11 protein-coding genes are annotated in these 15,376 nt (G+C 64.5%); 6 read left to right on the top strand and 5 right to left on the bottom strand.

The features are described 5' to 3' along the window. Nucleotides 1-6,602 (bottom strand): two-partner secretion domain-containing protein (locus AC1DSF_RS28965; protein ID WP_478183939.1); only part of this gene is annotated, 6,602 nt, incomplete at its 3' end. A 12-nt stretch (nt 6,603-6,614) separates the two neighbouring features. Next, the gene (locus tag AC1DSF_RS28960) at nt 6,615-8,321 is read right to left on the bottom strand and encodes a ShlB/FhaC/HecB family hemolysin secretion/activation protein (RefSeq protein WP_478183938.1); all 1,707 of its coding nucleotides are present in this window, start codon (nt 8,319-8,321) and stop codon (nt 6,615-6,617) included. Nucleotides 8,322-8,755: 434 nt separating this feature from the next. On the opposite strand from AC1DSF_RS28960, the gene AC1DSF_RS28955 reads away from it, so the two are divergent. From AC1DSF_RS28955 to AC1DSF_RS28930, 6 genes are all read left to right on the top strand, one after another. Further along, the gene (locus AC1DSF_RS28955) at nt 8,756-9,514 is read left to right on the top strand and encodes an HAD family hydrolase (RefSeq protein WP_478183937.1); all 759 of its coding nucleotides are present in this window, start codon (nt 8,756-8,758) and stop codon (nt 9,512-9,514) included. Beyond that, nucleotides 9,511-9,849: an alpha/beta hydrolase family protein gene (locus AC1DSF_RS28950; RefSeq protein ID WP_478183936.1), complete on the top strand. Its 339-nt coding sequence runs from the start codon at nt 9,511-9,513 to the stop codon at nt 9,847-9,849. Before AC1DSF_RS28955 ends, AC1DSF_RS28950 begins: the two co-directional genes overlap by 4 nt. Then, entirely contained in the window at nt 9,798-10,412 is a 615-nt protein-coding gene (locus tag AC1DSF_RS28945; RefSeq protein ID WP_478183941.1) for an alpha/beta fold hydrolase, read from the top strand. The genes AC1DSF_RS28950 and AC1DSF_RS28945 overlap by 52 nt, the downstream gene beginning before the upstream one ends. Continuing rightward, nucleotides 10,409-10,888: a GNAT family N-acetyltransferase gene (locus AC1DSF_RS28940; RefSeq protein ID WP_478183935.1), complete on the top strand. Its 480-nt coding sequence runs from the start codon at nt 10,409-10,411 to the stop codon at nt 10,886-10,888. The genes AC1DSF_RS28945 and AC1DSF_RS28940 overlap by 4 nt, the downstream gene beginning before the upstream one ends. A gap of 53 nt (nt 10,889-10,941) precedes the next feature. Next, a complete protein-coding gene (locus AC1DSF_RS28935; protein ID WP_478183934.1) occupies nt 10,942-11,367 on the top strand; it encodes an SgcJ/EcaC family oxidoreductase in 426 nt (141 codons plus the stop codon). Between the two features lie 101 nt (nt 11,368-11,468). Next, the gene (locus tag AC1DSF_RS28930; protein WP_478183933.1) at nt 11,469-13,289 is read left to right on the top strand and encodes an FAD-binding oxidoreductase; all 1,821 of its coding nucleotides are present in this window, start codon (nt 11,469-11,471) and stop codon (nt 13,287-13,289) included. 6 nt (nt 13,290-13,295) lie between these two features. Here AC1DSF_RS28930 and AC1DSF_RS28925 read toward each other — a convergent pair whose 3' ends face one another. From AC1DSF_RS28925 to AC1DSF_RS28915, 3 genes are all read right to left on the bottom strand, one after another. Beyond that, nucleotides 13,296-14,579, bottom strand: a complete 1,284-nt coding sequence (locus AC1DSF_RS28925; protein WP_478183932.1) for a phospholipase D-like domain-containing protein — start codon at nt 14,577-14,579, stop codon at nt 13,296-13,298. Nucleotides 14,580-14,627: 48 nt separating this feature from the next. Further along, a complete protein-coding gene (locus AC1DSF_RS28920) occupies nt 14,628-14,768 on the bottom strand; it encodes a hypothetical protein (protein ID WP_478183931.1) in 141 nt (46 codons plus the stop codon). Between the two features lie 68 nt (nt 14,769-14,836). Continuing rightward, nucleotides 14,837-15,373 (bottom strand): MarR family winged helix-turn-helix transcriptional regulator, encoded by a 537-nt coding sequence (locus AC1DSF_RS28915; protein ID WP_478127897.1) that lies wholly within the window; start codon nt 15,371-15,373, stop codon nt 14,837-14,839. Between the last annotated feature and the right edge of the window lie 3 nt (nt 15,374-15,376).

Below are 15,376 nucleotides of genomic sequence, written 5' to 3'. Positions count from 1 at the left end.
CTGCTGAGCCACTGGCGATAGTCGGCAAAGCGCGGATCGGTTTCGATCAGGTAATGGGCGGTCGCGCCCGGCTGGGTGCGAAACAGGCTCGCTGTGGGCAAGCGGGTCTCGGGTGTGCTGGTGCGAACGACCATCGGGATGCTGCGCGAGCTGCCGGACTGGCTCGCGGCGTCCACCGCGCCGGCCGCGCCTGCCGTGCTGCCGCTGGCACTTCCCACTGGGTCCGGGCCGGCCGCACCGGCTGCTTGGTCGGCCGCAGGGGCCGCGGCGTTGCCGCTGGCTGCTGCCGAACCGTTGACCGCGGAGGGCACTTCGATCACGGCGCCTGGGCCGTTTGCGCCGCCGGCCGAGACGCTGCCCGTGCTGCCTGCGGAACCTCCCGGCGCGTTGACGCCGGGCGCCGAGCCCGCGTTGTAGCCCAAGGTGGCGTTCGAATCGTGCGTGTACTCGTAGGCACCGACGTCGATCGTCTGGGGCGGGTTGGAGAACGGCGCCACCGGGAAGGGCGCACAAGCGCCGCTGCCGTCGCACCCTATGACAGTGATGTTGCTCAGGCTCGTGGTCGACGTGCCCTTGGTGGCTTCGTTTGTCGCGCCGGATGCGTTGAGCGCGCCGCCGGCAATCACCTTGCTGTCGCGATTGAGCAGGTGGCCGTCGATGTTCATGTCGCCGCCTGCGACAAGCCGCGCCGGGGCCACATTGGTGGCGACGTCGCTCGTGGTCGTGACGGTGGCGGTCCAGTCGCCGTAGCCGACACCGACCAGGCTCTCCGTGCCATCGGGATTGCGGTGCCACACGAAGCCGGTGAGCGGATCGCCTCGGGTGTCGGCCAGGCTCCAGCGCTTCTGGTCCGCCGTGGTGACGAGGTAGTGGTCCTGCGCCGTGCTGGTCTGCTGCACCACCTTCAGGTGCGTGTCGATGTTGTTGACGTTCGTCATCGCAATCGACATGTCGCCGAGCGATTCGATCGAGGCGCTTTCGTTGTTGAGCACGCTGCCCTTGCCGGTGGCGTAGCCGTTGGCGTCCAGATGGGCGCCGATGAACATATCGCCAGCGCTGAAAAGCAAAGCGCCGTCGCGGTTGTTGATGCTGTCGGCGCCGATGTCCAGCGTCGAACGGCCTGCGATGGTGGCCGCCGACGTCGTGCCGTTGAGCGTCTCCGAGACGTTGTTCAGCGTGCCTGCGCCGATTGCCACCGCATCGCCATAGATGCGCCCCGTGCCGATGTTGTTCACGGTGCCGGCATCGATGCGCGTCTGGCCCTGGCTGTCGATGAGCCCTCGGTTGTTGAGCGTCGCAGCCTGGATGAAGGTGTCGGTCCCGCTCATCTCGGCATTGGCAGTGTTCTCCACGACAGCGCCGCCAGCGTTCAGGGTGCCGCCCGCGAGCAGCTTGCCGTTGTTGGTCAGATTGCCAGTCGTCTTGTACGTGAGGTCGCCCTTGGCGCTGACCTCGCCGTTGTTCACGAGGTCTTGCGTGAGAGCGATGCTGAGATCCCACCCTGAGGCGACGATGCCGTCAGCGCTGAAGGTCGCGGCGTCCAGCCGGAGGTCGTTGTTCGCCGTCAGCGTGCCGCCGGTATTCGTGATGGAAAGGGTCTTTGCGCCCGGTGTCGCTGCGTTCGGATCGGCAATGGCGAGCATGTTGCCGGCCGAGATCAGCCCGTTGCTGTTGTTGACGCTGCCGCCGCTCGTGACGGTCGTGTTGCCGATCGTGGAGTCGCTGCGGATCGCACCCGAGGTGTTGTCCAGGTTCGCGACATTGATCACGACGTTGCCGCCCTCGATGCCCTGGTCAGCACCCAGCGTGTTCGCGTTGCTGATCGATGCGGCGTTGAGCGCCGTGGTCCCCGCCGAGCGGATGAGGCCGCCAGAGTTGGCGACGTGGGCCGCGCTGATTGTGAGGTCGCCGACCGCCTGCGTCTGTCCGCCAGCGTTGTCGTAGGTTGTGCCGTGAGTGTCGATGTTGACGCTCGATTGCCCGAGGACGACGCCGCCGCCATTGTTCGTGAATGACCCGGTGTTCGCGGTGAGCGCGTTCTTCGAGCCGATGAAGCCGCCCGTGTTGGTCAATGCGCCAGTTTCGATCGTCAGGGTGGCGGCGCTCGCGATGCCGCCTTGGCCGCTGACATGCGCAGCCGCGTTTGTGTTGCTGAGCGCCTGCCCGTTCGTGTCGATCGTCATCGCGCCGCCGGACTGGATCAACCCGGCGTCATTCGCGAGTGCGCCGGAATGGATCGCCACCGTGGTCGCGGCCGCGATCGTGCCTTGTGCGTTCGTCAGCGCGACCCCGTTCGTATCGATCGAGAGCGCGTTTGCGAAGACCTTGCCGAGCGTGTTGTCCAACCCGGCGTTGGCGAGCGCGACGCTTCCTCCGGCCTGCAGGGTGCCGGAGGTGTTGCGCGTGCTGCCGCTGGTCGTGACGTCGAGGTCACCCAAAACGGCTGCGACCGTGCCCTGCGTGTTGTCGAGGCTCGCGGCCGTGACCGTTGTATCGCCATTCGCCGCCAGCATGCCGCCGACGTTCGTGGCCGTGCCCGTGACGGCGGCTGCGAGATCGCCCACGGCGGTGATGCGTCCCGAGTCGTTGACGAGGCTGCCCGCGTGGATCGTCGCGCCGCCGCCCGAAGTGATCAAGCCTGCCGCGCTGTTGTCGGCGACGCCCGCTGTGCTGACGTCCAGATCGGCGGTCCCGGCGGTGCGGATCGATCCGGCTCGGTTGTCCAGGCTGAGCGCAGAGAGGGTCGTAGCGCCATTGCTCGCGATGCTTCCACCGTTGCTGTTGTCGAGCGCGCCCCCGACTGTGATGCGCATCGCGTCGGTCCCGGTCTGCACGATGGTGCCTCCGCGATTGCCGAGCGACCCCGCATCGATGGTGATCTGCTTCGCGGTGGCAGCGCCGCCGTCCTGGTTGAAGTCGCCCATGACCTGGGCGACCAGCGCGCCATTGCTCGTGATCTCTCCTCCTGGACCCTGCAGGCTGCCTGCGGTCAGCGCCAGCGTGCCGGCGCCCGCGTGCAGGATCTGGCCGGCCGCATTGGAGAGCGTTCCTGCCTCGATGGCCACATCCGAGCCGTTGCTCGCGATGAGCCCTCCATCGTTGGTGAGTGGCCCCGAAACGGCGATGCGTGTGGTGCCGGCGCCGCTCTGGACGATCTGCGCACCGAGCGTGTTGCTCAACGCCGCCGCATCGATGCTCACCTGCTGAGCGACGGTGGCGCCGCCCGCTTGAGCAAAGTTGCCGACGCGCGCACTGAGCACGCCATTGCTGGTGATCTGCCCGTCGTTCGCGCGATAGGTCGCGGCGTTCAGCAGCAGGGTTCCGGCGCCGGCGTGTTCGATGGCACCGCCCGAGTTCACGAGCGTGGCGCCCTGCAGGTTCAGCCGCAGATCGCCTCCGTTGGTGGCGAGGCGGCCTGCGCTGTTGTCGAAAGTGCCAGTGACGGCGATGTCAGTGGCCTCGGCGCCGCTCTGGACGATGGAGCCATCCTGGTTGCTCAGGTCCGTGGCGGCGATGGAGATCTGCTGCGCGGCCATGCTGCCGCCGTGCTGCTCGAATTGCCCGGCCTTGATGTCCACGCGACCGTTGGAGAGGAGGGCGCCGCCAGCGCCGCTGAAGGTGCGAGCCTTCAGCGCCAGAGTTCCGGCCCCGGCATGCTCCAGCCGGCCCTGGGTGTTGACCACCGCGTCCGCGCCGAGCATGAAGTCCGCGCCGTTGGTACTGATGCTTCCGGCGGAGTTGTCCAGTTCGCCCGCGACTGAAATGCGCGTCGCGCCTTCACCCGTCTGGGTGACGGTGCCGCCCTTGTTGCTGAAGCTGCCCGCATCAATCGCGAGCTGCTGGGCGCTGGTCGTGCCGCCGTCCTGTTTGAAGGCGCCAGCGACGTTGATGGCGAGCGCGCCATTGCTCAAGACGCTGCCGCCTGCACCGTCGAAGAAGCCGCCGTTGATCGACAGGGCGCCCACCCCGGCATGGTGGATCTCGCCCGCCGTGTTGATGATGCGGCCGGCCGACAGGGTGAGGTCCTGGCCGTTGCTGGCAATGAGACCGTTCGAGTTGTCCAGGCTACCGGCCACCGCGATGGTGCTGGAAGCCGCGCCTGTCTGCACGAGCTCCCCGCCATTGGTATTGGCGATGTTCGAGACACGCAGGTCGAGTTGCCCCGCGTTGATCTGGCCGCCGTCGTTCACGAGTGCCTGCGCGGCGAGATTGTTTGCCGTCACAGTCAGCGTGCCGGGCGTGACCACGGTGGCGCGGCTCGTGGCGACTTCGCCTTGCGTGGCACTGATTGCGATGTTCGCAGCGCTTGTCGTGCTGTCGGACAGATCGACGCTCGCGCCTTGCAGCGTGACGCTGGCTGCAAGGTTCTGGCCCTGGGCCACGAGCGCGCCGGTGGTCGTCACATGCAGATCGCCAGTCGCGGCGAGGCTGCCGTCGGCGTTGATTCCTGCGCCAAGGACGCTGCCGGTTCCGCCTCGCAAGCTCGCGGCGTCGATGGTCGTATTCCGTCCCGCCGTGATGCTGCCGTCGGTTGAAAGCTGGCCCGCGACCCTGATGGCGGTGTCGTTCGTGCCGCGCAAGGTGCCGCTGTTGCTCACGCTGCCGGCACGGATCGAGAGGTCGGTCGCGGCGCCGATCTGGCCGGAGTTCGTCAGTGCGTTCGAGACGTTGACAGAGACGCCGGCCGTGGCCGAAGAAATCGTCCCCTGTGTGTTGTCCAAGGAATTGCCCGAGAGCGTGAGGGCCTGATTGGCAACCAGCGAGCCCGCCGAGTTCTGGACGTCGCCTGCAACGCGTGCATTCAGCGCGCCGGCGGCGGAGATCGCGCCGCGCATGTTGTTCGTGGCGCCGCCGACTTCGAGCACCACGTCCCCGTTGCTTTCGATGGAGCCGTCCTGATTGTTCAGGTCGCCGCTGGTGGTGATCGTCACGCTGCCGGCGTGCAGCTTGCCTCCGGCGCCGTTGTCGAAGGTCCCGACATCGGCAGTGAAGTTGTTTGCGACGTTGAGCACGCCTCCTGCGTTGCTGAACGCGGGGCCGCTGACGGTCAGCGTGCCAATGTCCAGTTGGCCGCCCGAGTTGTTCACCTGCGGGGTTTGCAGCGTGATCGGGCCTCCGGCGTAGATGCGGCCGCCTTCATTCCTGATCTTTCCGTTCGCGGCCGTGATGCTGCCCGGCGCTGGCGGCGAAGAGCCGGGGGAGGGCGGCGTGTTCGGCGCGCCCTGTCCTGCGTTGCCGGGAGTTCCAGGGCCGCCCGCGCCGCCCGCATCTGCCGGATCGCCGCCGGTGTTTTCATTGCCGCTGCTTGGCTCGTTGGGAGATGGCGCTGCGGGGGCTGGCTCGGCACCGATGACCGCGCCGGCCGTGTTGTTCAAGATGGGCGCGGCGAGCGTAAGGCCCGCCGCGCCGTTCTGCCGGAGCGTCCCGGAGTTCACGACGTCGCCGGCCGCGCTCGCAAGCTCGATGCGCTGACCTTCCAGCGTCCCCGAATTGGTGAGCTCGCCGTTCGAGCTGATCTTCGTGGCACCGACGCTCAGCACCGTGCCGCTGTTGGCAAAGCTTGACGCCGCAATGATCGCGTCGCCCGCCGCCTGGATCGTGCCGATGTTCTCGATGTGTCCAGAGGCCGTCACGGTCAGTTCGCCGATGCCCATGAGGGCGGCATTGCCGGCGCCGGTCTGGATGGTCCCGGCGTTGCGCGCTCCGACGCCTGCCTCGGTGCCCATGATCCAGATCTTCTGGGCATACATTCCACCCAGCGTTCCCGAGTCGAAGGCGAGCGGTGGCGTCGGCCCTGTGCCCGCGATCGGAGCGACGTTGGCAGCAGCGCCCGGTGCGCTGTCGGCGCCCACCTGGTTCGCGCCCGTCACCACGCGCAGCTCGCCGCCGCCCCAGACCCCGGCGTTGATCGAGACCATGCGCGCATAGAGCGCCGCAAACTCCGTCCCGCTGGCATTAAGGCCGGCGCCGCTCACGCCGATGGTCCCTCCAGTGACGCGATAGCTTTCGATGCCGCCGTAGGCGTTGAGCTGTGGCGCGCCCGTGGTCAGGGTCACGCGATTGGCGTTGATGAAGGTTGCCCCGTCCACCTGAATGCCCGAGGGGTTCGCGATGACGATCTCGGCCCTTGAGCCGGCGACCTCCAGCGGACCACGCAGGTAGCTCGGCGACGAGCTGTTCACCTCGTTGAGGATGATCCGCGCGGACCCGTTCGCAAGCCACGGATTCGCGGCAAGGAAGCCGCCCAGCTGCGATTGCACGGGAGTGCGGGAGTTGTTGAAGATGGCACCCGGTGCGTTGACATCGAACTGCCGATAGACGTTGCGAGACACGCCCGCCGCGGAAGGCGTCACGATGTTGATGACAGGCACGCCATTGGGTGCGGCGAGCACGGTGGGCCGCTGATTGCCCGGTGCGTTTGGGTCGCCCGCGATCTGGGCCTGCGCGGGTGCAAAGGCAAATGCAAAGGCAGCCAGCACCGGTATTCCGACAGCCCCGGAGGTCGTGCCCGGTGCCTTGCCGGCGCTTCGCGCGTTCTCCTGCACCGCGATCCGCATTCCTCGTGCGGCGCTAAAAATCACCCTGTGTCGCAGCTTGTTCATCTTGTTGTTGCGTTAGAAGTTGTAGTTCAGGCCGAAGCCGGCAGTGACGTTCGCGGTGCGAAAGCCCTCGGGTTTGCTGATGGGCGTGCCGACAAAGAAGTCGTAGTTCAGGCCGCGGAATGCGCCGCGAACGCCGACAACGCCGCCCGCGAGCTCGGAGCCGGGCTGAAACGCGACGGAAAGCCCACCAACGTGGCCGTAGTCCACGCCTGCATACAGTTCGGCACCGCTCTGGCCGAGCGCCAGGCCGAGGTCGTTGCGGATGAACCAGCCGCGTTGGCCGAGCAGGCTGTTTTCGCCGTCGAAGCCCCGCACCGTGTAGCGGCCGCCGATCGCGAATTGGTCCTGCGGTGTGAGGGGCGTGCGGTTCAGTTGTGCGCGCCACAACGCGCTGTAGCGAAACTGTTCGCCCCCGAGCTTGAAGGGCGCATCGAGATTCGCCTCGGCCGTGAAGAGCTTCATGCGGGAGGTGCCTTCGCCGAAAGCTTCTTCGGGTGCCGGCTGCGATCCAAAAGCGCCCGTGCCGCGCCGGTAGGCAAGGGTCGCATCCAAGGTGGCTTCACCGATGAACTCACGGTGATTGATGCTGGCCTCCCAGCCGCCGACAGTGCGACGTTGAACATCGACCTCGGTGTCATCGACGAAGTTGTGCGAAGCCCGCCGCCATGCCCGGAGCGCCGTGGTCGTCTTGCGCGAGGCGTCCCGGTAGATGAGTCTTGCGAGCTTCACCTCCGCGTTGCTCGACTCGCCGCTATAGACATAGTTTTCGGTCAGACCCGCGACGGACTGGCGGTAGTCGTTCTGCGATGCTGTCGCGCTCAGCAGCCAATAGCCGTAGGGAACGGAGTAGTGCACGGTCTGGCCGCCCGTGCCCTGGCCTTCATGATTGAAGACATCGTGACTGAGGCTGACATAGAAAAGATCATTCAGTCCAAGCGGGTTGTCCCAGGCGACGGTGGCGCCACCCTGGATTTTTCCGGTAGCGTCCGTTCCGCCGTCGTCGAGACTCAGGGTCGCCCGCAACGGACCCAGCGCCGAAGGTTTGCGTGTGTACGCAATCACCAGATCGCTGTCGCCGGGCCGAGCGTCGCTGGCGCGCGACGCCTCGATCTGGATGTCGGCGTCTGCCGTTGGAAGGCGCTTAAGGTTTTCCAGGCCCTGCTCGATGTCGCGCAGATTGACCAGATCACCAATGCGTGCGGGAATGGCGCCGCGCAGGCTCGTGATTGCGGCCTCGATTGCGGTCTCGTTTGTGGCCTCGCCCGGGCCGTGTTCGGGTTGCTTGAACCGGATCGCTGCGATCCGGCTGGGCACCAGCGTCAGGGTCAACGTGCCGGCGGAGAGATCCTGCGGGCCGACCAACACGCGCGTCGTGACGAACCCGCGGGCGATGATGGCCTGCTGCACGCGCGCGAGGATGACATTCACTCCCTCCGTGCCGAGGCAGCGATCGCGCCAGTCATCGGGCGCATCCCCTGATTTCGACGCCGCATCCAGCGCCCACTGAAAGGCATCCGCGAGTTCTCCCGACAAGACGAGCCGGTGAATATCGAAACACGGCACCTCGCGAACGGGCAGGGTTTGCGCTTCGATGACTGCGGGCTTCTGTCGGTCGTCGACGGTGCGCTCTTGCTGCTCGCGCAATGCGCGTTCGCGCTCTTGCTGGCGCTGTTCCTCGCGCAGCGCCCGTTCGCGCTCTTGCTGGCGCTGTTCATCCATGAGCGGCCTCGGTGTGGAGGCAGTCTGCGCGTGCGCCGCGAACGACGCGACAGCGCCGCTCAGCAGGAGGGGCGAAAGCTTGAAAACGGAGAGTGTGGAAACACGTCGCACAGGCCCGATGGCCCGCGCACTACGGCGGAGGAGTTGAATCATTTTTCTTGCTGAAGCGTCCGGGGAGGACGCGATACGTGCGGGGTGTCCCGTCACTGAAGCCTTCTTGAGCGCTTCTTGGGGATTAGTCTATGAACAGAAGCTGAGATGCCGGCTCAATACGTCTAGGAGTTTGAGAAAAATTTCACCGAATCTTCTCGTTGAGGACAGGTCGTCGTTGCAACGCCACGAGCCCCGAGACAGAGCGCCAAACACGTCTGGATCAGAATGCGAACTAAAGAAGTCTCGGGTAACACATTTGGATAGCAGTGTCAGAAATGCAAATGAAGTTCACATTCGACAATGGCGAGAGTCTTGAAGAATCTCGCCTGTGCAAGGACCTCCAAGAAATGATTGAAGAGCCAGTGGTTGTCCTCGACCTCGATGGCGTGATCGTCAGGTCGAACCTCATCAAGTACAGGGCGATGTCGGCCCTGTTCGAGGATCATCCAGAGAAGCGTGCGGCCATCGACGCCTACATCCTTGCCCATGGCGGCGTCGCCAGGCGAGACAAGCTGGTCGTGATACTGGAGACCATCCTCGGCGTTGAAGCCACTCAGCAGCGTGTTGCTGAATATCTGGCGCACTATTCGCAGTCTCTTCAGTCTTCGCTTGCCGTCGCTCCGCTTGTCGATGGTGTCAGGGAGTTTGTCGCCCGTGGCGAGCACGCTTTTTATGTCAGTTCGACTGCCCCGGAAGAAGAGGTCCGCGACCAACTCGTGCGAATGGGCCTCCTGCACTGCTTTTCCGGGGTCTACGGAAGTCGCACCCCAAAAGCTGTGGCTCTGGCGGAGATCTCGGCGCAGCATCCCGGCGAGGAGATCGTGTTCTTCGGCGACTCAATGGGTGACCTGGACGCAGCCCGAGGAGCCGGCGTCCCGTTTGTGGGCATCACGAGCGAACGCGACAACTTCGATGGCGTTAAAGTCGTGAAGCTCAATGACTTCGCGTCGAGGGAGTTGGTGGAGCATGCGATGCATGCAGCCATCTGCTTGCAAAACAACACCTCTCCTCAGTCTCGATCTGCCTCAATCCATCCATGAAGAAGCGTGAGGTCAGCATTCAGCATTTGCAAGGCGTCTTGACTATGCCGGAAGGCCGGACGTCGGTGCCTGCAATCCTCATCCTTCCTGGCTCTGGTGCAGTTGATCGCGACGGGAAATTTCCTGGTGCGCAGAACAACAGCCTTCAACTCCTGGGTGACGCTCTTGCTGCGAAGGGCATCGCATCCCTGCGGATCGACAAGAGAGGCGTTGGCGGTAGCCGATCGATAGATCTGCGCGAAGATGAACTGCGATTCCAGACGTTCGTTGAGGATGCGGTTGCCTGGGCAAGATTTCTGAAAGGGCAGGCGCGCTTTGCAAGCGTCGGCTTTTAGGACACAGCGAAGGTGCCCTTGTCGCCACACTTGCAGCTCAACACGGTGACGTATCGAGCCTGGTCTTGATCGCGGGCGCAAGCGAGCAAGTGGCGCAGGTTATCGAGCGACAACTCGCCGACGCCGCCGTTGCGCCGAGCTTGCAGGAAGAGTCACTCCGGATCTCGTCCAGCTTGACGCGCGGCGAGCGCGTGCCCAAAGTGCCTTCAGAACTGCATGGGCTCTATCGGCCGAGTGTGCAGAACTATCTGATGTCGTGGCTGCCCTTGAATCCCGCTGAAGAGCTATCCAAGCTCGACCTTCGCACGCTCATCATTCAGGGGACGACGGACCTCCAGATTGGTGTCGAGGATGCGCGCCGATTGGCGGCAGCGAATCCGCGTTCCAGGCTGGTCTTGATCGAAGGCATGAATCACATTCTCAAGCTCTCGTCGATGGACCGGCCTCAGAATCTCCGCACGTACAACATTCCGGACCTGCCACTGGCTGAGCCATTGGCACAATTGATTTGCGAGTTCGTTGACCAGGGCCCTCGCATGGAGCCGACATTGAGAAGCCAATGAAATTCACAGTCCGACGCGCGATCGCTGAAGATGCCGCCGACGCTTGCAGCGTCATCCGAACTTCCATCATCGAATGTTGCGAGGACGATCACCGTGGCGAAGCCAAACTTCTCGAACGTTGGCTGAGCAACAAGACGCCCGAGACCCTTCGAAAGCTCATCCTCGCTCCAGACATGTTCTCGATCGTCGCAAGCATCGACGAGACGACGGTCGGCTTCGCGGCGGCTTCCGGGACGGGTGAGGTGATGCTTTGCTACGTGGCGCCATCGGTGCGCTTCACCGGAGCAGGCAAGGCGCTCGTTGCTGCAATCGAAGAACACGCCACTAGCTCGGGCGTCCGGGCCTTGCGTCTGGAAAGCACACTCACGGCACGGGCGTTCTATCTTCGCAATGGATTCGTCCTCGAAGGCCCCTCGATCCAGGCGTTCGGCATGGAGGCTCAGCCGATGCAAAAAGAGCTCGGCGCCTCGGGCTGATCAACATGAAGCCACCCTGTAGTCCCTTCTCTGAAACCACATCGGTCCCGCAAATGAAACACCCTGAAGACATGCCCCTGGCGTTTCAAACCGCGTGGAACAACCACGACCTCGACTCCTTCAAGACTCTGTTTCACGATGACGCGACATTCGTGAACCGATTCGGCCACTACGTTCGCGGCGTCGAAGAAATCGTCAAGATGCACGCGCCCATTCACGCGACCATCTATAGCGACTCCACGCTCGATAACGAGTTGATCGATCTCATCGCCATCAGTGACGATGCAGTGGTCATGCACTTCTGGAGCCGTCTCAGTGCGGGTGCGGCTCATCCGGCCGGCCCTCACGCGGTCGACACGCTGATCCTCGCCGTGCTGACGCGGCAGTCTGATGAATGGCGGATCAAGGCGCTCGAGAACGTCACGTTGACGAATCCTCGCACTGGAGAAGCGGTGTTGAGAGACGACCGGGCGTCCTGACGCCGGCCGCCATTGGCTCCGTGCTCATGCATCTCGCGCCGCGTCCAAGCGATTTGTCGCATCGGATTCCCGCCGGCTCGACACGCAGCCAGAATGACGGAATGACGCTCCACTCGAAAACCCGAAGAAACCTTTGGCAGGCTGCTGCAGTGCTGCCATTCGCACCGCTGCTGCCAAAAATCGGATGGGCCGCTCAGCCGTCGGCTCGCGCCCGGGTCCGGCCGGGCGAGCCGGGCTGGCCGTCGAGCATGCAATGGCAGCAACTGAAAGAGCAGGTCGGAGGGCGGCTGATCGAGGTGCGGTCGCCGCTTGTCGCCTGTCGCGCCACACCGGCCAGCGCCGAATGCGCGCAGCTGTTCAAGTCGATGAAGAACCCGTATTTCATCGGCGACGACGTCGCACTGACGCAGACGCTGGGCTGGGTCGACGCCTGGACATCCTCGCCGAGCGTCTACGCAGTCGCGGCGCGCGAAACGAGCGACGTCGCGGCAGCCGTCGACTTTGCGCGTGAGCACCGGTTGCGCTTGGTCGTGAAGGGCGGCGGCCACAGCTATCAGGGCACGTCGAATGCGCCCGATTCGCTGCTGGTCTGGACCCGGTACATGAATGCGGTCACGCTGCACGACGCTTTCATTGCCGATGGCTGCGCGGCGTCTTCCGCGCCGGAGCGTGCCGTCACGGTCGAAGCCGGTGCCATGTGGTCGCAGGTGTATGACGCGGTGACGACGCAGGCAGGCGGCTATGTGCAGGGCGGCGGCTGCATGACGGTCGGCGTGGCGGGATTGATCCAGAGCGGTGGCTTCGGCAGTTTTTCGAAGCGCTACGGTCTTGCGTCGGCCAGTCTGCTCCAGGCCGAGGTGGTCACCGCCGATGGCCAGGTGCGCATCGCCAATGCGTGTACCAATCCGGAGCTCTTCTGGAGCCTCAAAGGTGGAGGCGGTGGCAGTTTTGGGGTCGTCACCAGGCTCACGCTGCGCGTGCACGAGTTGCCAGAAAACTTCGGCGCGGTGAACCTGACGATCAAGGCACATTCGCCGACCGCGTTCCGATCGCTGATCGGCAAGGTCCTGGCGTTTTATGGCGAGTCGTTGATGAACCCCCACTGGGGCGAGCAGATCCGCTTTCGCACCGACAACACCGTGGGGGTGTCGATGGTGTTCCAGGGCCTGACGCGAAGGCAGGCGCGGATCGTATGGCAGCCCTTTCTCGATGCGCTGGGGGCGGCCTCAGATGATTTCAGCGTCGACGCCGGAATGTTCTCCGTCGTGTCGGTTTCGGCGCAGGAGTTCTGGTCGCCAACGCTCATCAAGCGCACGCTCGGCTTCGTGGCAAGCGATGACCGGCCGGGCGCGCCGAAGACCAACGTGTTCTGGCCGGGCGATCAAAGGCAGGCGGGGCAGGTGCTGCACGGCTATGAGTCCGGCTGGCTTCCCGCAGCAATGTTGCAAGACAACCAGCGCGAAGCCTTGGCCGATGCACTCTTCGCAGCGAGCCGGCACTGGCCCTTGTCGCTGCACTTCAACAAAGGGTTGGCGGGGGCGCCTCCCGAGGCGATCGCCGCCGCGCGCGACACCGCCATGAACCCGGCCGCGCTGGATGCCTTTGCGCTGGTGATCCTCGGAGCGGACGAGCAACCCGCGTATCCGGGCATCGCGGGCCACGAGCCCAACGCATCACAGGCGCACCAGCGAGCGCAGGCAATTGCGCGCGCAATGGGCGAGCTTCGCAAGCTGGTGCCGAACCCCGGCGCCTATGTCTCGGAAAGCAATTACTTTCAAGCCGACTGGCAGCAGGCTTTCTGGGGATCGAACTACACGCGGCTGCGCGCGGCGAAGTCTCGGTACGACCCTGAAGGCCTGTTCTTCGTACACCACGGCGTGGGCAGCGAAGACTGGAGCGACGACGGCTTCACGCCGCGATAAAAGCAATCAAAGTTGCGTCGAAAGCAGCGCGGCGAGGTGTTCCATGGCCTTTTCGATCAATGGCCGGTTCTGCCATTCCTGCAGCGTCAGTTGCTTCGACTGGCGCAAATCCGCTTCGAACTGCTTTTCTTGCGCCGCGGCGAAGTCCTCGTCGTAGATGTTGAGATTGGCTTCGTCGTTCAGCCGAAACGAGCGGTTGTCGAAGTTGGTCGAGCCGACGGAGACCAGCAGTCCGTCGACGGTGAAGACCTTGCAGTGAAACATGGTCGGCTGGTATTCGCTGATCTGAGCGCCGGCGGCCAGCAGCGGCCCCCAGGCCGCCCGCGAGGCGCCCCGCACGGTCTGCGAGTCGATGATCGGTCCGGGCGTGATGATGCGCAGCCGCACGCCGCGCTTCATGGCGGCGACCAATGCCGCGACGGTGAGGTCATCGGGAACGAAGTAGGCGCTCGACAGGTCGATGGTCCGCTCCGCAGCCGCGATCGACATCAGGTACATCAGGTACACGCTCTCACTGCCGCCTGAAGGCGAACTGCTGAACATTTGCGCCCGGCCGTCGCCCGCGCTGTCGATCGGCGGAAAGTAGCGCGCGTCATGCAGCACGTCGCCTGAAACCTTGATCCAGTTCTCCATGAAGACCGCTTGCATCTGCGCGACGACGGGGCCTTCGGCCATGAAATGCGAGTCGCGCCAGTGTTCGGCGTCCTGCGCGTTACCGGTCCACGCCGGCGCAATGCCCACCCCGCCTGTGAATCCGACTTTGCCATCGACGACGAGAATCTTGCGGTGCGTGCGGTTGTTCATGCGCGCGAGGTCGTACCAGGAGGGCTTGTGGAACTTGCGGATCTGCACGCCCGCGGCTTCCATCTCCTTGAGAAAGTCTTTGTCGACCTTGGAGCTGCCCACCCAGTCGAGCAGCACATGCACCGGCACGCCAGCGCGCGCGCGTTCCGACAGGGCATCGGCAAACTGCTTGCCGATATCGCCGGACCAGTAGATGTAGGTCTCGAAGGTGATGCTTTGCCTGGCGCTCCGGATGGCGGCCAGCATCGGCGGAAAAATGCTGTCGCCGTTGTAGAGCGCGGCGAAGCGGTTGCCGCTCGTGATCGGCTGGCCGAGCATCACGCCCAAGGCCCGCTGGTACTGGGGGTCGCGCAGCCCGTACTCGTGCTTGACGTTCTCGACGACCTTCTTCTCGCCGGCCGTGAAGTTCAGCGCCAGGACCGCCACCGCCACGGTCACCAGGAATGTCCAGGCGACGAGCTTGAAGCGGCTCCTTTTTCTTGGCATGCGCGTTGAAGCGGAACTGTTCGAGGTTATGGCGAGGTTACGTCGAGGTTAGGGTGCCTTCCCGAGCGGATTCGTCGACCGGAGGTGGCCGCCTTCGATTTCCTTGCCGATCTTGTGGCGCAGGAAAACCACCATTCCACCGGCTGCGATTGCCACCGCGGCCACCGCGAACCACCCGAGCGTTGCCATCTATCGTCCTTGCCTGTTGCAGAGGGATTCAACGCGGTTGCCCGCTCCGGCGTTGACTCGCGCGGCGATCAGGCGTCCTGGACCGCCTCGTCGCCACCGCCCTGGCGGTCGTCGACGGCTTGCATGTTGTCCAGGATCTTCAGCAGGTAATGCAAGGTGTGGGCGATGTCGTTCACCGAAAAGCCTTCGAGCACCTGCGCGTAGTACCCGTGGATTTTGGGCAAGGCTTCGTCTTGCCACACGCGCAGCCCCGCGTCCGTCATCGACACGAGGCGCGAGCGACGGTCGCGCTCGTCGGCTGCGGTCTGGATCCGGCCGTCCCTTTCCATGCGGCTGAGCAGCCCCGAAAGGTTCTGCCGGCTCACCTTCAGGTAGCGCGCGAGGTCGCCCATGCTCATGCCTTCGCGCACGGCCGGCCTCGCCAGCGCTCCAAGCACTGCCCACTGCTGTGTGGTCAGGCCCTCCGCCTCCACCGCCTTGGTACCGGTTTTGTGCAACATGTTGGCACATTGATAGAGGCGAAAGAACACGCGGTTCGCCAGTTCGATCCTGGTCGTCTCTTCGGCTTCAGTAAGTCCGGAAGGCTTGGTAGTAGGGTTAACCATAGA

The sequence above is a fragment of the Variovorax sp. 01N429 genome (assembly GCF_056399425.1).
The sequence above is the reverse complement of the archived record's forward strand: the minus strand, read 5'-3'. Positions and strand labels throughout refer to the sequence as shown.